This window comes from Saccharothrix stipae (assembly GCF_054781895.1).
Genome location: NZ_BAAGTN010000003.1, coordinates 283,564 through 301,480 on the forward strand (window position 1 = coordinate 283,564; position 17,917 = coordinate 301,480).

At 72.3% G+C, this 17,917-nt stretch carries 17 protein-coding genes and 1 pseudogene; 8 read left to right on the top strand and 10 right to left on the bottom strand.

Annotated elements, in window-relative coordinates; translation table 11 throughout:
• Positions 1–53 precede the first annotated feature (53 nt).
• Positions 54–3,974, top strand: a complete 3,921-nt coding sequence (locus tag ACYVLT_RS08030) for a CHAT domain-containing protein (RefSeq protein WP_461119485.1) — start codon at positions 54–56, stop codon at positions 3,972–3,974.
• A gap of 87 nt (positions 3,975–4,061) precedes the next feature.
• Here ACYVLT_RS08030 and ACYVLT_RS08035 read toward each other — a convergent pair whose 3' ends face one another.
• Positions 4,062–4,580, bottom strand: a complete 519-nt coding sequence (locus ACYVLT_RS08035) for a hypothetical protein (protein WP_461119486.1) — start codon at positions 4,578–4,580, stop codon at positions 4,062–4,064.
• Between the two features lie 488 nt (positions 4,581–5,068).
• Here ACYVLT_RS08035 and ACYVLT_RS08040 point away from each other — a divergent pair, with 488 nt between their 5' ends.
• Both ACYVLT_RS08040 and ACYVLT_RS08045 read left to right on the top strand, forming a co-directional pair.
• Entirely contained in the window at positions 5,069–6,229 is a 1,161-nt protein-coding gene (locus ACYVLT_RS08040; RefSeq protein ID WP_461119487.1) for a S1 family peptidase, read from the top strand.
• A gap of 391 nt (positions 6,230–6,620) precedes the next feature.
• The gene (locus tag ACYVLT_RS08045; RefSeq protein ID WP_461119488.1) at positions 6,621–8,030 is read left to right on the top strand and encodes an aminotransferase-like domain-containing protein; all 1,410 of its coding nucleotides are present in this window, start codon (positions 6,621–6,623) and stop codon (positions 8,028–8,030) included.
• 19 nt (positions 8,031–8,049) lie between these two features.
• On the opposite strand, the pseudogene ACYVLT_RS08050 reads toward ACYVLT_RS08045, so the two are convergent.
• A pseudogene (locus tag ACYVLT_RS08050) lies at positions 8,050–8,655 on the bottom strand (cellulose binding domain-containing protein); the annotation flags it as partial.
• Here ACYVLT_RS08050 and ACYVLT_RS08055 point away from each other — a divergent pair.
• Positions 8,543–8,926, top strand: coding sequence for a VOC family protein (locus ACYVLT_RS08055; protein ID WP_461119489.1), 384 nt, complete (start codon positions 8,543–8,545; stop codon positions 8,924–8,926). The pseudogene ACYVLT_RS08050 and the gene ACYVLT_RS08055 overlap by 113 nt on opposite strands.
• A 159-nt stretch (positions 8,927–9,085) precedes the next feature.
• On the top strand, positions 9,086–9,310 hold the full coding sequence (locus ACYVLT_RS08060) for a hypothetical protein (RefSeq protein ID WP_461119490.1): 225 nt from the start codon (positions 9,086–9,088) through the stop codon (positions 9,308–9,310).
• An 82-nt stretch (positions 9,311–9,392) separates the two neighbouring features.
• On the opposite strand, the gene ACYVLT_RS08065 is transcribed toward ACYVLT_RS08060, so the two are convergent.
• From ACYVLT_RS08065 to ACYVLT_RS08075, 3 genes are all read right to left on the bottom strand, one after another.
• Entirely contained in the window at positions 9,393–10,040 is a 648-nt protein-coding gene (locus ACYVLT_RS08065; protein WP_461119491.1) for a hypothetical protein, read from the bottom strand.
• Entirely contained in the window at positions 10,037–10,687 is a 651-nt protein-coding gene (locus tag ACYVLT_RS08070; RefSeq protein WP_461119570.1) for an RNA polymerase sigma factor, read from the bottom strand. Before ACYVLT_RS08070 ends, ACYVLT_RS08065 begins: the two co-directional genes overlap by 4 nt.
• A 68-nt stretch (positions 10,688–10,755) precedes the next feature.
• Entirely contained in the window at positions 10,756–11,169 is a 414-nt protein-coding gene (locus ACYVLT_RS08075; protein WP_461119492.1) for a DUF2000 family protein, read from the bottom strand.
• A 50-nt stretch (positions 11,170–11,219) separates the two neighbouring features.
• Here ACYVLT_RS08075 and ACYVLT_RS08080 point away from each other — a divergent pair, with 50 nt between their 5' ends.
• Both ACYVLT_RS08080 and ACYVLT_RS08085 read left to right on the top strand, forming a co-directional pair.
• Positions 11,220–11,999, top strand: coding sequence for an AraC family transcriptional regulator (locus tag ACYVLT_RS08080; RefSeq protein ID WP_461119493.1), 780 nt, complete (start codon positions 11,220–11,222; stop codon positions 11,997–11,999).
• Positions 12,000–12,133: 134 nt separating this feature from the next.
• Positions 12,134–12,583: a hypothetical protein gene (locus ACYVLT_RS08085; RefSeq protein WP_461119494.1), complete on the top strand. Its 450-nt coding sequence runs from the start codon at positions 12,134–12,136 to the stop codon at positions 12,581–12,583.
• Here the strand turns inward: ACYVLT_RS08085 and ACYVLT_RS08090 are convergent.
• Entirely contained in the window at positions 12,564–13,046 is a 483-nt protein-coding gene (locus ACYVLT_RS08090; protein WP_461119495.1) for a GNAT family N-acetyltransferase, read from the bottom strand. The two genes, ACYVLT_RS08085 and ACYVLT_RS08090, sit on opposite strands and share 20 nt — an antisense overlap.
• A 91-nt stretch (positions 13,047–13,137) precedes the next feature.
• The gene (locus tag ACYVLT_RS08095) at positions 13,138–13,425 is read right to left on the bottom strand and encodes a hypothetical protein (RefSeq protein ID WP_461119496.1); all 288 of its coding nucleotides are present in this window, start codon (positions 13,423–13,425) and stop codon (positions 13,138–13,140) included.
• Between the two features lie 244 nt (positions 13,426–13,669).
• Here ACYVLT_RS08095 and ACYVLT_RS08100 point away from each other — a divergent pair, with 244 nt between their 5' ends.
• Positions 13,670–14,662, top strand: a complete 993-nt coding sequence (locus ACYVLT_RS08100; protein WP_461119497.1) for a phosphotransferase — start codon at positions 13,670–13,672, stop codon at positions 14,660–14,662.
• A 384-nt stretch (positions 14,663–15,046) separates the two neighbouring features.
• Here ACYVLT_RS08100 and ACYVLT_RS08105 read toward each other — a convergent pair whose 3' ends face one another.
• From ACYVLT_RS08105 to ACYVLT_RS08115, 3 genes are all read right to left on the bottom strand, one after another.
• A complete protein-coding gene (locus tag ACYVLT_RS08105) occupies positions 15,047–15,928 on the bottom strand; it encodes a lysophospholipid acyltransferase family protein (protein WP_461119498.1) in 882 nt (293 codons plus the stop codon).
• Positions 15,928–16,707, bottom strand: coding sequence for a GNAT family N-acetyltransferase (locus ACYVLT_RS08110; RefSeq protein WP_461119499.1), 780 nt, complete (start codon positions 16,705–16,707; stop codon positions 15,928–15,930). The genes ACYVLT_RS08105 and ACYVLT_RS08110 overlap by 1 nt, the downstream gene beginning before the upstream one ends.
• Positions 16,708–16,798: 91 nt before the next feature.
• Positions 16,799–17,614: a lipase family protein gene (locus ACYVLT_RS08115; RefSeq protein ID WP_461119500.1), complete on the bottom strand. Its 816-nt coding sequence runs from the start codon at positions 17,612–17,614 to the stop codon at positions 16,799–16,801.
• Between the last annotated feature and the right edge of the window lie 303 nt (positions 17,615–17,917).

Genomic DNA, 17,917 nt, shown 5'->3' on the forward strand with positions numbered 1-17,917 from the left:
TTCGTCGGGGATTCTCCAGCCTGTCAGGAATACACGGAGATCGAGGTGGATGGGTGCGGGACGAGCTGATCCAGGACGTCCTCGGCCGGATCGCGCGCGCCGACGAGGGCGACGCGGGCGCGGTGCTCGCACCGGACGCGGAGGCGGCGGGGGAGGCGCTGCTGGCGTTGCTGTCCCCGGACGGCAGGTTCGACTTCGACGTGCTGCACGTCGTCGGCACCCTGCACCTGGCGCGGTCGATGTGGCGGGAAGGACCGGCGGCGGCCGAGTCGCACGCCCTCGCCGAGACCCTGCTCGCGCCGGTCTTCCTGCTCCGCCCCGACCTCGCGCCGCCGATCTGGGAGGGCGACCCCGCGGCCGAGGAGGGCCAACGGCGGCGCGACCTCGGGTCCGCGTTGGTGCGGGTCGGCGTGCTGCTCGGCAACCCGACCGCGTTCGCCGTCGCCGTCAACACCCTCGCCCCGGCGGCCAACGATCCCGCGGACCCGTTCGCCGCCTCGTGCGGGGTCGTGCTCGCCGCCGCCGCACGCCTGCTGTCCTGGCACACCGGCGACGCCGAAGCGTTGACGTTCGCCCAGGCCGCCGCGCAGCGCGTCCTCGACGCGGAGCCCACCGACGCCACGCCGCCGGCCCGTGCCGAACTGGTCCGCGCGCTGCTCCTGGAGCACACACGCACCGGCGACCAGGCCGTGCTCGACCGCGCGGTCGAGCACGCCCGGCAGGTGTCGCCCGACGACGCCGAAGCCCTGGGAGTCGCGGCGATGGCGCTCGCGCTGTCCGCCGAGCGCACCAAAGACCGCGCACTGGCGGGGGAAGCCGTCGCGTTGGGCCGCGACGCCGTGGCCCGCCGGCCCGGACCCGACCAGCTCGTCGCGCTGGCGACCACCCTGCACACCACCGCCGGGTTGACCGACGACCCCGCTCCGCTGGTCGAGATCACCGACCTGTTGCGCCCGTACCTCGGCTCCGGCAGCCCGCAGGAACTGCTGTACCTGCACGGCAGCGCCCTGTTCCAGCTGGCCTCCACCGATCCCGCCGCCCTGGACGAGACGGTGACCGCCCTGGGCGGCGCCCTCGCGCGGATCTCGCCGACCCACCCCGACCACCCGGTTCGCACGGGCATGTACGCCGAGGCGCTGTGGCGCCGTTGGAAGCACATCGGTGACCGGGACAGCCGCGAGGCCGCGCTCGCCGCCCTGGAAGGCACCGACCCGCGCCTGCGCGCGACCCGCGTCGGATACCTGGTGGACCTCGCCACGTCGAGCCACGACGTCGCGGACGTCGACACCGCCCTCGCCGCCGAACCGGACTGGAACGACCGGGCGATCCTGCTCGGGCACCGCTACGACCTCGTCGGTGACCGCGCCGCCCTCGTGGAGGCGATCGCCCTGAACCGGGCCCACCTCGCCGACCCGGACGACCCCGAGGACGAGGCCCGCACCGCGCACAACGCCGCCATGCTGCTGCGCAAGCTGCACGACCTGGACCGCACGCCCGAGGTGCTCGCCGACGCGCTCAGCCTGGCCCGGCGCGGCGTGACCGCCCACCCCGCGCCGACGGGCCCGCAGGCCGAACGCGTCGCCCTGCTGGCCCTGCTCACCGCCGAGTCCGGGCAGGTCGAGGAAGGCTCGCGGCTCGCCACCCGGGCCGTCGCCGACTGCCCGCCGGACCACCCGAACCGCTCGATGGTCCTGGCCCGGGCCGCCGATGCCCACTACCGGCACCACGATGCGACCGGCGCGAGCACCTCGCTCGACACCGCGATCGCCGTGGGCCGCGCCGTTCTCGCCGACGGGGACCAGCCCCGGGTGCTGGAGCTGCTCACGGTGGCGTTGGGGCGGCGCGCCGAGCTGTCACCCGACCTCCACGCCCTGGACGAGGCGGTCGACTTCGGGCTGCGCGCGGTCCAGGCGCAGCCCTTCTCGCGGATCCGGGCGTCCACGGCGCTCAACCTCGCGGGCTCGCTGGCCGAGCGCTACCGCCGCACCCGGGACGTGGACGACCTGAACCGCGCACTGGACGTGATCCGCGACCACCTCGGGGTCGTGCCCCCGACCGACAGCTTGAAAGCCCGGCTGACGGACCAGATGGGCGTCGTGATGATGTTGCTGTACCAGCACGCGGGCGACAAGGACGTGTTGCGCGAACGGGTGCGGATCGCCGAGCGCGGCGCCGAGCGGTTCGGCCCGCACGACCCGGCCCGCCCCCAGGTGCTCAACAACCTGGCCTTCGCGTTGATGGAGCGGTACTTCGTGGACGGCGACCGAGCCGACGCGGAGAGGGCCGTCGCCGCCGCCCGTGAAGCCGTCGCCCTGACTCCCGCCGGCCTGGCCATCCGCGGCTCCCGGCTGCTCAACCTCGCGATCGCGCTGGGCGTCCTCGGCGAGGCGACCGGCACCAGGGGTCCGCTGCGGGAGGCCGTCCGCGTCGCCGAGGCGAGTGCGAACGTGCTCAACGCACCGCCCGCCACTCGCATCCGCGCCCACCGGGTGTGGGGCAGGTGGGCCGTGTTCTTCGGACGGTGGAGTACCGCACTGGCGGCCTTCGCCGGCGGCGTGGACCTGGTGGCCCAGGTCGCGCCCCGGCACGTGCGCCGTGCGGACCGCGAGTTCCGCCTGGCCGACCTGCGCGGGGTGCACACCGACGCGGCCGCCGCCGCCCTCGCGACCGGTGACCCGATCCGGGCCGTCGAGCTGCTGGAGCAGGCCCGGGGCGTGCTCCTGGTCGACGAGCTCGACGCCCGGGCGGGTTCGCTCGCGCTGCGGGACCGCGCGCCGCACCTCGCGGCCGAGTGGGACGCGGTGCTGGGTGAGCTGGCCGACGAGTCCCAGTCGACCGACGAGCGGCAGGCGTTGTCGCGGCGGTGGGAGGACGTGTTGCACCGGATCCGCGCCGTGCCCGGTCTCGACGCCTTCCTGCGCCCGCCGAGCGCGCTGGACCTGCGCGTCGCCGACGGCGCGATCGTGCTGGTGAACATCAGCGAGTTGCGCTGCGACGCCCTGCTGATCACCTCGCGCGGCGTGCGCTCGAAGCGGTTGCGGCGCGTCACCTTCGAGGAGGTCGAGGAGCGGGCCGGCGCGTACCTCGCGGCGCTCGACACGCTCGACCGCGGCGACCTGGTCGCGCGGTTCGACGCGCAAGCCGTGCTCCGCGAGACGCTGGCGTGGCTGTGGGACGCGATCGCCCGACCGGTCCTGAAGGCGCTCGGCCACACCCGTGCGCCCAGTGCCGCGTGGCCCCGCGTGTGGTGGTGCCCGACCGGCGCGCTGACCCACCTCCCGCTGCACGCCGCGGGTCGGCACGACGTCCCCGGCGAGGCCGTGCTCGACCGCGTGGTGTCGTCCTACACACCCACCGCCCGCACCCTGAGCCACACCCGGTCCCGCCCGCCGACGACGCGGCGCGACCTCCTCGCGGTCGCCATGCCCACCACCCCCGACCACGCCGACCTGCCCGCGACCGACGCCGAGGCGACCGACCTCGCCGCGCTGCTCGCCGCCGCCGAACCGCTGCGCGGTCCCGCCGCGACCCGGGCCGCCGTGCTGGCCGCGCTGCCGCACGCGACGTGGGCCCACTTCGCCTGCCACGCGCACAGCGACCCGCTCGTCCCGTCCGCCGGCCACCTGCTGCTCGCCGACGGCGCGCTGACCGTCGCCGACATCGGCGCGCTGCGCCTGGAGAGCGCCGAGTTGGCCTACCTGTCGGCGTGCTCCACCGCCCGCGCCGCCCGCACCACGCCGGACGAGGTGATCACGCTCGCGTCGGCGTTCCAGCTCGCCGGGTTCCGACACGTCGTCGGTGCGCTGTGGCCGATCCAGGACGCCGTCGCGGCCCGCGTCGCCGCCGCCTTCCACCGCCGTGTCCACGCCGGGACGCCGCCCGCCGAGGCCCTGCACGAAGTGCTGCGCGAACTACGCGCCGAGTTCCCACTCGCGGTGTCGCAGTGGGCCGGGTACGTGCACGTCGGCTCATGACCGCCACTCCCGCTGCGGCTACTCACGCAGATCGTTGGTGGTAGCGCAATCGGCAGGCCACCGCGCCGGTGTCGGCCCGCCCCGAGCTCAGATCGGGTAGCTGGAGATGGCGCCGCAGGTGAGGGGGTCCGGCGTGGGACTGGGGGCAATGGCGGTGTGGCACACCTGGACGGTGACGCGGTCGATGGGCACCGGGGTCGGCGTCGGGGTGAGTGGCGCGGAGAGCACGAACTCGAACTTCGTCGCGCTGGTGGTGCCCTGGCGCTCGGTGTCGACGACGGTTCGGCCGTTGTAGGCGGTGAACACGGCCACCGCGACGGTGCGGGGCGGAGGGGCGCACGGGGTGGTGTTGCGCAGCGCCACCTCACCGGTGACCTTGACCGCGCTCACCGGGAGGGGCGACGGGCTCGGCTGCGCGTCGCGCCAGGCCAGCTGGCCCGCGGTGTAGCTGCCGAGGCAGCGGTCGGTGTGCTCGGCCTTGAACGGCACCACCGCCGCCACAGCGGGGTCGGCGCTCGCGCCGCCGGCGAGGGTGAAAGTGGTCGTGGCGGCCGCGAACGCCACGGCAGCGGCGCGGCCGATCGTGGACAGCAGAGGCGAGGTCATTCGAGCAGACTCCTTTGTCGGCCAAACATGATCTACACCGGACACACCCGACGCCACCGCGTTGATCCTTTTGTGCGAACCGCGGAGCGCCTCATTCGAACGCCAAGTGCCGCGCGCGATCGATCCCGTCACTTTCCACGCCGCGGAATCGGTCTCGGCGCGCGGGAATTTACCGAAGCGTCGAGTGTTGTCGCGCGCTTCCGCCCGACGTTGCCCGAAGTGTCGAGGCCTTGTCACTACGGAAGGACGAATCCGTGCGCATCGGTGACAAGTTCGACATGACTAAGCGATTCCACATGCCGTGAACTGCCGAAACAATCATCGAACGCCACCGGCTCGGCGGTATGGGCGGGTCGGACCGGAAAGTAGCGTCCCGAATCCGCCGGGTTCATAAACGGCGTTGCCGGTCGGCTCCTGGGCTCCGCTCGCTCATCTCGGGCGACCGACCGGTGTGCTTCCCTGCATCCTCGCCTGAAAGGGCTGCCGAAATGACATCTTCACGTACCGTCCGATTAACCGGAGCGGTCGTCCTCGCGATCGGGCTCGCCATTCCGTCCCTGCCCGCGGTCGCCGCGCCGAGCGGCGTGGCGACCACGTCCCCCACCTCCGCGCCGCGCGTCTCGCTCGGCATGGCCGAGGCGATGAAGCGCGACTTCGGCCTCACCGCCGAGGGCGTGCAGACGCGCCTGGCCCAGGAGGAGAAGGCCCGTGGCGCCGAGGTCGTCGCCCGCAAGCTCTACGGCTCCGCCTACGCGGGCAGCTGGTTCGACCCCGCGACCGGCAAGCTCGCGGTCGCGGTCGCCGGTGATGCCGCGGTCGACAAGACCGGCCTCGACGTCACCGTCGTGCCCGTCGCGCACAGCTACGCCCAGCTCGACGCCGCCAAGACCGCCCTCGACCGGCAGGCCGGCAAGGCCGCGCCCACCGGCGTGAACGGCTGGTACGTCGACGTGCGGACCAACGCGGTCGTCGTCACCGTCAACCGCAACAAGGTCGACGCCGCCGTGGGCACGTTCCTCGACGAGGCCAAGGCCCTCCACCGCGCCGTGCGCGTGGTGGAGGAGGACCACTCCCCGGTGCCGTACGCCGACGTCGTCGGCGGCTGGCCGTACTGGATCAACAACGCGGGCCGGTGCTCCATCGGCTTCGCCGTGTACGGCGGGTTCGTGACCGCCGGCCACTGCGGCACGCCCGGCGCCCAGGCCACCGACCAGAACGGTGCGCTCTACGGCTACTTCGCCGGCTCCACGTTCCCCTACTACGACTACGCGTGGGTGCGGACCGGCGCGGGCGTGAACCTGTGGGGCTACATGGAGGGCTACAACGGCTACTGGTACTACGTGCGCGGTTCCGCGCAGGTCCCGGTGGGCTCCGGCGTGTGCCGCTCGGGCTCGACCACCGGCATGTGGTGCAACTACATCCAGGCCCGCAACCAGACCGTGAACTACCCGCAGGGCGTCGTCTACAACCTGACCCGGACGAACGTCTGCGCCCAACCCGGTGACTCCGGCGGCTCGTGGCTCAGCTCGAACCAGGCCCAGGGCGTGACCTCGGGCGGCTCGGGCAACTGCTCGACCGGTGGGACCACGTACTACCAGGAGGTCAACCCGATCCTGGCCGCCTACGGCTTGTCGCTCGTCCTGTCCTGACCGCTGGAACGTCTCCGATCCGTCGACCCGACCGGCCTTCGCCCTCCGCGAGGAGGCCGGTCGGGTCGACCCGAGCGCGGCGGACGTACCCAGCAAGACCGCTCGGCCACGGCCGGTGTCCCACGAATCACCCCCAGTGCGTGTGGCATCACGATCGGGCAACTCGTCCGTCCATTTTGGACGTCGCAACCCCCGTCCCGTGTCCGGCCGATCGGGCGGAGAAGCGGTTCACCACGCCCCAACTGTGGGGTTCGTCCCCGATTCGTCGGTCGGCACCCGAACCGCAAGCTGGGTGCACGACGAGGGGACGGCGGTGGATCGGGAGGCCACCGCGTGTACCTGCCGCCCGGCGCCGGGAGGTGCGGCGGGAGCAGCACGTACGACTGGGGGAATGATGCGCGACCCGGAGAGCCTGACGGTTCCGATCGAGCTGGACCGCTCCGCCCACCGCCCGTTGCAGGAGCAGTTGGCCGATCAACTGGCCGAGGCGGTCGACCGCGGGCTGCTCGCCCGCGGCGGCCGGCTGCCGTCCACGCGGACGCTGGCCGAGCGGCTGGACATCTCTCGTGGGGTCGCACTGGCCGCTTACGAGATCCTCTACACCCGTGGCTACCTGGAGAGCCGTCGGGGTTCGGGCAGCTACGTCGCCGGTCGCACGGCGGACCAATCCGCCGTGCCCCGCGTGCCGCCGGCGCTGCCCACCGATCTCATCGACTGCACGCCCGGACGGGCCACGGGGGAGGGGTTCCCGCTGGCCGCGTGGCGCACGGCTTGGCGGCACGCGAGCTTCCAGCCGCCGCCCCTGGGCGAACTGCCCCGCGGCGGCCTGCCGGAACTGCGGCGGGCGGTCGCCGAGTACCTGCGCCGCACCCGCGGCCTGGTGTCCGACGAACACGAGGTGCTGATCACCGCTGGTAGCTCGCACGGGCTGCGGTTGGCGCTGGAAGCCCTGGGTGGCCGGGGGCGGCGCGTCGCGGTGCCGGACCCGGCGCCACCGGTGCTGCGGCAAGCGGTCGAGCGCGCCGGCGGCACCGCGGTGGCGCTGCCGACCGACCGGGACGGCGGGTGGACCGGCGCGGTGCCGCCGTCCTGCACGGCCGTGTTCGTCTCACCCGACGGGCAGCCACCGCTCGGCGCGGTCATGTCGGCGCTGCGCCGCCAGCAGCTGGCCGACTGGGCACACCGCGAGGACGGTTACCTGGTGGAGGTGGCCGGCGACCACGTCGTGCCCTCGGCCGGATCGTTGCCCCGGTTGCTGCACCTGGCGGGCGAGCGCGCCGCGCTGGTGGGCGACTTCCGCACCCTGTTCACCCCGTCGCTGCGCGTCGGCTACGTGCTGGTGCACCGCGACCTGCTCGACCCGGCCCGCTGCGGCCGCCAGGACCCCGAGCAGCCGTCCCACGTGGCCCAGTCGGCCATGGCGCACCTGCTGGCCATGGGCCGCGTCGTGCGCCGCCCGCACCAGCTCGGGCGACTGTTCGAGCGCAAGGACGCCCTGGTGCGGGCCATGCTCGCACCCCTGGAGCCCGCGATCCGCGTCGCACCGCCCGGTGCGGCGGGCACGGTCGTGCTGCACTTGCCCGATCGGCTCGACGCCGAGCGAGCGCACGTCGAGCTGCGTCGGCGCGGCGTGGTGGTGCCCACCCTGGCCGCGTTCCACCTGCCCGGCCGCCCGGCGGGCAACGGGCTGGTCCTCGGGCACGGCCACCTGCCCGACCGGGCGCTGCGCAGGGCGGTGTGCGAGCTGGTCGACGTGCGTACCGGCCGGGGGTCAGGTTCGGCAGCCAGTCGGGGGCGTTGACCTGGATGTGGCCGCTGTAGGAGGCGAACTTGCCTCCCGACGTCGTTTGGATGAGGGCGCCGGGGGAGAGGTCGAACTCGACCCACCAGCCGTTCACCGGGTTCGGACCGGTGTTCGTCACCTTCAGCACGGCGTTGAAACCGCCCGTGAAGTTGATGGACGTGTAGTCGAAGCGGCAGGTGGGAGGCCCGCCGGAGAACCCGGTGGACGAGGCTGCTGCGGAAGACCCCGCCGAGGCCGCGGGCGCCACGACGGTCGCGGCGACCGTCAGCACCGCGGCGACGGCGGTGGTGGTGACGGCGGAACGGCGAGTGAGGTGCCGCATGACTTTGCTCCTTCGTCGGTCAGCGGCGCGGGGTGCGTCCGCTTCGACGTTGATCGTCGTGCCGGAGGTTGGCGCACGCCCAGGGCCACTACGCGGTCCCTCGCGGTGTACCACTTCGCCGCGGCCAGTCGGGTCGGTGGGACCGGCCGGTTCGGCGGTGGCGAGTGGTCGTTGGCAAAATGTGGAGATGCGGATCAAGTACCAGGTCGTCACCTTCGATGCCGCCGATCTCGCCGCGGAGAGCCGTTTCTGGGCGGGAGTGCTCGGTGGGGAGGTGGCCGAGGACGGTGACTGGCACATGGTCGTGGTGGACGGTGCGCCGCGGGTCGGCGTGCAGCTCGCGCCCGACCACGTGCCGCCGGAGTGGCCGGACGGCCCGACCAAGCAGCAGGTGCACCTCGACCTGTGGGTCGAGTACTTCGCCGAAGCGCACGAACAGGTGCTCGCCCTGGGCGCCTCGGTGCTGAAGCCGGCGGCCGGGAACACCTCGGGGGACGACTTCCAGGTCTACGCCGACCCGGCCGGCCATCCCTTCTGCCTGTGCTGGCTGATCGCCGAGCAGCGGAAGTGACCTGAACGTCCTGAGTGGATACTCCGACAGGGGCGCCGCGCGCCGCGTCGACGTCCGGGGACTGGGTGATCTCGGCGAAGTGGATTCCCGTCACCCCTCGGTGGGTACTCGATCGGGGGAGAAAGACGTGATCCACAACTCTGTGAAGGGACATCACCCGTGGCTGTTTCGGTCAACTTGGACTCCCAGCTGGACAAGGCGTACGAGGGTCTGACCGTGTCCGAGGTCCTCGACGCGCCGGTCGCCGCGCTGTCCGGCGTCAGCGAGGGCGACGCGCAGAAGCTGGACGCCGCCTTCGGGATCAAGACCGTTCGCGACCTCGGCACCAGCAGGTACTTCACGCTCGCCGCGACGCTGGTGGCCCTGGAGGGCGCCACGAAGTAGGGGTTCGCCCCGCCACCTCGCCCAGGCCCGGCGAAACGCCCTGGGAAGCGATGACGCGCTTCCCAGGGCGTTGCCGGCACGATCAGTTGCCGCCGTGCTGGACGGTGCCCTCCGTGGACGCTTCCGGCTGGGCTTCCTGCCCCCGTTCCACCGGGTCACCTGCGCGCGGCGCCGGCGCGCTCACGCACTCCGGTGCGTCGCCCTTGATCATCGCAGCGGCCAGGGAAACGCTGGTGGACGACTGCGCCGCCGCCAGCAGCAGTGTGCTGCCCGCGGGGATGCCGTCGGCGTCGAACCGCACCGAACCGGCGGTGACGTCGCCACCGTCCGTCGCCTCCATCTGCGAAGAGACCCCCGTGCCCTGGCTGGTTGTGTCGACCGGCAGGTCGGCCAGGTCGACGCACCCGTCGCGCATCGGGACCGCGACCGCTCGCACGCCCAGCCTGCGCAGTTCCTCGTTCGCGCCGGTCACGCCGGTGATGTCGGTGATCGACACCGTCACCACGCCGTCGGCACCCTTGGTGACCGCGTAGGCGGCCGGGGCGCCACCGGTGAGCAAGGTGGCGGTCAGCGCGATCACACCCGCCACGCCCAACGCCGTGCCGCCGATGCCCAGCGTGCGGCCGACCCCGCGCCGCCCGGTCGCCGCGCGGTCCGGCACGCCGTCCAGCGCGGACCCGTGGTTGCGCATCAGATCGTCGAAGAGCTGATCCTCGAACTTGGCCATCATCGTTCCATCCCTGTCGTCTTCCGCAGTTTCGCTCGGGCCCGGAACAGTCGGATGCGCACCGCGCCCGCCGAGACGCCCAAGGCCTCGGCGGCTTCCTTCGGGCGTAGGCCGCCAAGATCCACCAGCTCCACGACCTCGCGGTCGAGCCGGGGCAGTTCGGCCAGTCCGGCGAGCAGCGCGGCCCCCGCCTGCTCCGCATCGATCCGATCGACCAGGTCTTCCACCGCGTCCGCGTCCAGCGCCCGCTGTCCGGCGATGCGCCGCGCGCTGTCACTGCGCTGGCTGTGCGCCTCGCAGTGGGCGGCGAACACCCGGCTCGCGATGCCGATCAGCCAGGCCCGGGCGCTTCCCCTGGCCGGGTCGAAGGTGCCGAACGAGGTGATCGCGCGGACGAAGGTGTCCGCGGTCAGGTCGGCCACGGTCTGGGGATCGGAGCTGCGCCGCGCGAAGTAGGCGGTGATCATGCCCACGTGCGCCCGGTAGACCTTCTCGAACTCGGCCGCGGCGCCCGATCGGTTCCCGGGCGGGGGGTGTTGGAGTGGCTCCACGTGGTCTGCCACCGCGTCTGCCATTGTGTCGCTCACACCACCTGGTTGCCGAGATCCCGCGATTGCGTTACGAGATGTCGCTGACCACCGCGAAAGCATAGACACGGGTCGCGGCGGGAGGTCGGGATCGACCAACCCAGGCCGCACCGATCAGGTCGGAACCCGGATCAGGGATGCATCCGGGCGCCCTTGAGGACCTTGTCCACGGCGTTGCGCGGACCGTGCACACCGATCCCGACCAGGTCCAGGGCGTCCCCCGCCACGGCCCGCACCGCGGCCCGGTTGTCGCGGTCGTTGCCGGTGGTGAACAGGTCCGAGGTGAACACCGCGATCGGCATGCCCCGGCCCAGCGCCCTGGCGTGAGCGGCGGTCAGCGCCTCCTTCCCGCCCTGCAACACCAGCACCGGCTGGCGGAACATCGCGAGGTACTCGGTGTCGTCCGCGTCCCGGTACGGCTCGCCGATCAGCTCCGGCAGGGCCGCGGCGATGCCGCTCACCAGGAAGGCGGACACGTTTAGGCACTGCCACGGCAGCAGGTCGTCCCTCAGCAGCACTGCGATCTTGGTGTCGAAGCGTTCCACGGGACGGAAGTCTCACCGAGCCCGACCGCCCGGTCTTGTACGTTCTTAACGTGGAGCAGGTCCGCGCGTGGAGCCCGGCGATCGGCGGTGTCCGGGAGGTCTTCCACGCCCGGTTCACCGACCACGCCTACCCGGCGCACACCCACGACGCGTGGACGCTGCTGATCGTCGACACCGGTGCGGTGACCTACCGGCTCGACCGCCACCAGCACGGCACCCGGAGCTCGCACGTGACCCTCCTGCCGCCGCACGTCCCGCACGACGGTCGCGCCACCACGCCCGACGGCTTCCACAAACGCGTGCTGTACCTGGAGACCGACGTCCTCGGCGCGGACCTGGTCGGTGCGGCCGTGGACGCGCCGGAGCTGCACGACGGCCTGCTGCGGCACCGGATCGACCAGTTGCACCGGGCGCTCACCCCGTTCCAGGAGGACCTGGAGGCCGAGAGCAGGCTCGCGCTCGTCGTCGAACGCCTGCGGCACCACCTGGCCGATGTCCGGCCGCCGCGCCGCCGAGACCCCGGTCTCGCCGCGGAGCTGCGCGACCTGCTGGACGCCAACGTCGTCGAGGGCGTCCCGCTCGCCGAGGCGGCCCGGGTGCTCCAGGCGCACCCGGTGCACCTGGTCCGCGCGTTCACCGGCACGTTCGGCATCCCGCCCCACCGGTACCTGACCGGTCGGCGGGTCGACCGGGCCCGCCGGTTGCTGCTCCTGGGCCACCGCCCCGCCGACGTGGCCCAGGCGGTCGGCTTCCACGACCAGGCCCACCTCGGTCGGCACTTCAAGCGCACGCTCGGCGTTGCCCCGGCCCGCTACGCGCGCAGCCGCTGACGTTCCCGCTCCGGCCCGGACCGGCGCACCGCGAGCCGCCTCCCACCAGGGACGAGCCGGATGGCCGGTGGAGCCCGACACGGCCGAGGGACTGGGATGAGGCGAACCCGTCGCCTCCCTCGAAGGACGTCGCCATGGTCTCTCCTCGGTCGAACCTGACGCTGCCGGCCGTCACGCTGCTCGCGAGCGTCCTCCTGCTCGCCATCCTCAGCCTCGTGCTGCCCCTCAGCGCCACCTACGGCTACGACGAGTACGGGCCCTACGTCGGCGACAACTACATGGTCGACGACGGCAAGGGCGTCATCGTCGGTGTCGGTGTCGTGCTGACCGCGTGGCTCCTGGTCGTCGCGCTCCAGGGTCGGACCGGTTGGGTGCGCCGCCTGACCTGGCCGTTCGGTGTGCTGAGCCTCCTGCCCATCGCGGTCGCGATCGGCGTGGTGCAGGGGGATGCCGAGATCGGGGGAGTGGTCGTGGTCCTGGAGGCCCTCCTCCGCGTGGCCACCGTGCCGGTGCTGGTCCTCGCGTCCCGGCGGAGCCGTGCCGGCGACGGTGCTCAGGGCACGTTCAGCGGGCGGTTCGGGTGAGATCGAGCCTGATCACGACCTCGCCGTTGTCGATCTCTCCGGTGGGCTGGAAGCCGAACCCCCGGTAGAACGGCCAGGGTTCGCCGTCGCCGGGTTGGTAGCTGGTGAGCAACTCGGTGGCGCTGTCCGCGCGGACGAGGTCCACCACGAGGCTCAGGGCCGCACGGCCGAATCCCCGCCCCTGGTGCCGGTCGTCGATCAGCAACCGCCACAGGTAGTACGGGCCGATGATGCCGACACGGTCCGGTGGCACGTTCCAGCTGAGCATGACGAAGCCGACCGGTTGCCCGTCCGAGTAGATCGCGCGGAACCACGGCTCGGCCTCCGGTGTGGTGGCCGCGTCGTCCAACGACGCCGCCACCGAGGCGACGAAACGTTCCTGTCCCGGCCGGATGCGCAACGCGCACACCGCGTCGCGGTTCTCGTCGGTGATCTCGCGCAACTGCACCTGTGGAGACGTCATCGCCCCTCGTCCTCCGCCTGGTGGCCGACGCTACCGGACACCCCGACACCTCCGGCGTGCCGGAAGTCGATCATACGGTCCGACCCGCGCGTCAGGCCGTTGGTCCGGTGTCGTCGCGCATCGAGCGCCGGATCTCCTCAAGCTTGTCGATCCCCGCCTGCCTGCGCGCCTCGAACTGGTCCTCGACCGCCTGGGCCTCCGGGACGGCGCTGGCGAGTTCACCGGCGCCGATGCCGACGGCCATCCGCTCCTCGATCCGGTCCCGGACGTGCTCGAAGGTCGGCACGCCGCTCTCCGTGTAGTCACCGGCCGGCACCGCGCTGGGCACCTCGCCCTCGACGATCTCGGCGTCGATCACCGGCTCCTGCTTCCCGTCCATCTCCAACTCCATTCGCCGTCCCGACCCCGAGGTTACTTCGCGAGCACCGCCCGAGCCTCTTGTCGGCACGGCTCGCTCGGATCGACTGCGCCGTAGACCCGCGCATCCGGCCCCGGAGCGCAAGTCGGCACGCACGACGCCCCGCCGCCGAAGAACCGGGTTCAAGGCGTGGAGGTCGGAGATTGTCGGGCAGGACGCGCAATTCGGTTTCCGCCCGCGTGGTGGGCGGGTTGTATGACCGGCTATGGACCTGGCACAGGCGGCCGAGCGGCTCGGGTTGGGGCGGTTGCTGGATGTCCCGCTGCTGCTCAAGGATGACGAGCAGAGCCCGGTGTGGAAGACCGTCACCGATGCCGGCTCATGGGTCGTGAAGATGGCCCAGCCCTGGGGTGACTTCTGGCTCGCCATGGCTGCCCAGGCAGGGGCGCTCGAAGCCGCCGCGTGGGAGATCGGTGTCGCGATGCCCGAGCCGCGATCGACGACCCTGGGAGAAGCGGGTCTGTGGCGGCCGGTCGGGGACGGTGCCTACGCCCGTGCGGTGCGCTTCGTGGAAGGCGCGCATCCGACCGCGCCGACGTCCGAACCGTTGGCGGCGTGGGCCGGAGGGCTCGTCGCCGACCTTGCACGGTGCGCGATCCCAGCCGACCCGACCGTCGACGGCGACTACCGATCGTGCTCCCCGCAAGAGTGGGAGGAGTGGTTCGACCAGGCCGAACGCCTCGAAGTCCTCAGTGCCGAGCACGTCCGCACCTTGAAGCTGTCGGTGGAACAGGCCGACGCCATGGTCGAGGACCAGCAGGAGTTGTGGCGAGCCAAGCTGGTCATGCACCGCGACATCCGGCACCAGAACGTGCTGACCGGCTCCGGCGGACCGGTGCTGTTGGACTTCGACGCCGCCGGGGCGCAGGACCCGTGGTGGGAGCTGGTCTTCACCTCATTCGGTCTCGCCGGCTTCGGCCGCGGGTTGGAAGTGCCCGAGCGCCGCATCGTCGAAGCGTGCCTCTCCGGGTATGTCGCTGCGGGAGGGGTGGTCGGGGCGGTCGATGAGTCGGCGTTCACCGGTATGTTCACCGGACGCGTGGGCGCGGCGGCTTGGCAGCTGTGGATGGCCTGCGGCCACCGGGGCGGGAGCCCGGAGTACCAGGCCGGCTTCGCCAAGACCCTCAGGGAGTCGGTGGAGGCGATGGCCGTGATGCTCAAGGCCATGCCGACCTGGGCCACGTGGCTCAAGGCGTAAGCGGGAACACCGGGCACAGCGCCGCCATCAGAGCTGACGGGGTCGCCGAGTCGCCGCCTCCCGATGCGATGGCATCCGGTGGTGCTCGTGCGGGCGGCGCAAGCGTCGGCGTGAACCTGGGTGACCTCGTAACCCTCGTTGAAGGTAGCGGCGGTCACGCCAACCGCGCGGGCGATGCCGAACATCGGTCATCACGTCCCTGATGTCGAGCCTTCGACCCGGACAACCCGACATGCGTCCGGATCAGGGGCGGAAACCCTGGTGCTGCCGCGTCCGATGCGGCAAGCGGGCCTTGCTCACCGGCCAAGCCCATCGGGAACCACCTCACCCGACCGTGCCCGAAACAGCACGGACCGCAACCCGCACAGTTCTCCTGCGGTCCGCTCAGGTCGGCGGTGCCACCGTCGGCAGCGCCCGGGCGGGTGAGTCGCGTCGGTGCAGTGCCGCGACCACGGCGGACTCGGCGAGCGCGGCGAGTTCCTGTCGGTTCGCCGTCGAGCGGGCGGGCAGGTCGGGCAGCACCTCCAGCTCGATGACCAGGTCGCGCAGCGCGCACACGCGGCGCATCGAGTCCCAGAACTCCACCTCGCCGACGAGTGCCGGGGCACTGGTCGGGTGCCCGCCGGTCAGGAAGCGCAGTGCCACCGGGCGCACGGCGGCTGCGGCGTCCAACGCCGCCTGGAACGGAGCGTGGCGGAAGTGGCCGGTGTCCACGCCGCATCGGGTGGTCCCTTCGGGGAACACCGTCACCGCACCGCCGTCGCGCAGCATCCCGGTCAGCCGGGCGACGGTGCCGGGCAGTGCGGACAGCCGTGTGCGGTCGATGAAGACCGTGCCCGCCGCCGCGGCGATCCAGCCGAGCAGCGGCCAGCCGCGGACGTCCACGTTGGCCAGCATGGTCGTCGGCCGCACGGCGTTGAGCGCGATCACGTCCAGGCATGAGCGGTGGTTGCACACCACGAGCACGCGCTGCCACAGCCTGGGCCGTTCACCGCGCACCACCAACCGGATTCCCATGGCACGCAGGGCGAGGAGGGACCACCCACGGTCGACCGCCCGGCGCGTTCGGTGGCCCAGCGCCGGGTAGAGCAGCGAGATCACGATCCGCAGGGTGATCATCACCGCGGTGGCCGCCAACCGCACCGTCGACCGCGCCGCCCCGATTCCCGGGTGCTCGTGCGGACGGGGCAGGCAGTGCGCGCCGCACGGGGAGGCGGGCATCCAGGGGTGACCGGCCGGTCGCGTGAACACCGCGTCCTCGTGCATCAGGCCGGCTCGCCCAGGAAGAACCGGAGGTAGCGCTGATCGACGTGCGCCAACGACAGCAGCACGAACAGGTCGGCGCCGTCGAAGTCCGGATCGTGCGCGGGCCTGCCGCACACCCGGGCGCCCAGCCGCAGGTATCCCTTGAGCAGAGGCGGAACGGCGATGCGCGTGTGGCGGGTGATGTCCTCGACCTGCCACTCCCGTCGCGGGTGGACCCGGTGTTCATCCGGGGCGTAGTGCTTGGCGCGCACCAGGTCCCAGACACCCGCGGCCTGTCCGCCGCCGTCGCCGAGCGGCACCGTGGCGCACCCGGCCAGGTACCGGTGTCCGCTGTGGAACATGTAGCGCGCGATGCCCGCCCACATCAGACCGACCACCGTGCCCGTGCGGTGCTCGGGGTGGACGCAGGCCCGTCCGGCTTCGACCAGCGCGGGCCGCAACGGGTCCAGCGCGGTGAGGTCGAAGTTCGTCTCGGAGTAGAGGCGTCCCGCCCGGGTGGCCCGATCGGGAGGCAGCATCCGGTAGGTCGAGACGGCCTCGCCCGTCGCGCACTCCCGGATGAGGAGGTGGTCGCAGAACTCGTCGAACTCGTCGACGTCGCGACCCGGCCGGGAGCCGTGCAGCCGCGCGCCCAGTTCCTCGGCGAACACCCGGTACCGCAGGCGTTGCACGTCGTCGACGTCCGCGGGCGTGTTCGCGACGACCAACGAGTACCGGCCGGTCGCGACCAGCGGCCGCGCGTGCCCGGCGGCAATGCCCGCCGGCGGCGACTGCGTCATGACCTCCGAGCCCTCTCTGCTCAGGCCCCACCCGGGGCCGCCCGTTCCCCACCTTCGGCACCACTTCCGGACCCGTGCGCCAGGATCGGCATCAGGGCAGGTTCTTCTCCAAAGCGGCCACGTACGCCTTCATCAGGTGGTCCCGCATTCCGTCGCCGGCCGGGGCGAACGGGTCGGCGACCATGCCCTTGCCGCGGTCGAGCAGGTTGGACACCGCGGGCATGGACTCGCGGACCCGGCCGGAGGAGTCGATGTAGCGCAGCGACGCGACGTGGTGGAACACCGGCTCCGGTGGGACCTGGGCGACGATGTCGTTGTTGTTGACCACCCGGAACGTGCGCCCTTGCAGTGCCTTGTCGTAGGCGGAGGCCAAGGCGCGGTCGCAGGTGCGGGGCTGGCCGAAGGTGTAGACGCCCTGGGCCGAGAGCCGGGGATCCTCGAAGTGCAGCCACGCCGCGGCCAGCATCGCCAGCCCGCCACCGAGGCTGTGCCCGGTGAACCACACCGTCTGCTCTTCGTCACGCAGCTCCTCGATGGCCGCGAGCACGGACGGCATCACCGCCCGCAGCGCCTCGGCGAACCCGTAGTGGACCAGACCGGTGCGCGCTGGACCGGGCCACGGCGGGGTGGTCGTGTCCGACAGCCAGTCGCGCAGCTGGACCGGCTCCGTGCCGCGGAAGGCGGTGACGATCATCGTCGGACTGGCCATGGTGTAAGCCTGGGTGTCGCTGAGCGCGAACGGCGGCTCGAACGTCGAGTGGTGGTGGACCCGGTCGAACCCCCACTCCGCGGCGGTCGCCTCGATCCGCTCCCGGTCCTGGTAGGCCAACTCGGCGGCCTTGGCCATGCAGTACGCCTGACCGGCGTCGTACCCGGTGGTCTGGTGGTTCAGCGTCGGCGCAGACATCATCCATCCTCACGAAGACAACAAGTCGCGCGGCGGCCACGAACCCGCCCGCACCTCCTGCCTACCTGCGCCGCAGCCCGCCCGACCACCGCACACCGGGTCCTTCACCCCACCGAGGCGCCCTCTCACCCTGTTCGTGTGTAACAGGCGCAATCCGAACCGGTCGGCGGCACATCCAGGACGCGTCGCACGGAACGGGCTTTCTTGGGCGAGTGCAACCACCTCGCGGCGCCCGGTCGTGTGGTCGGTCTAACTACGATCGGGTCGACTTCGTCCAGGGACTGGTGTCCGAGGTCGCGCCTG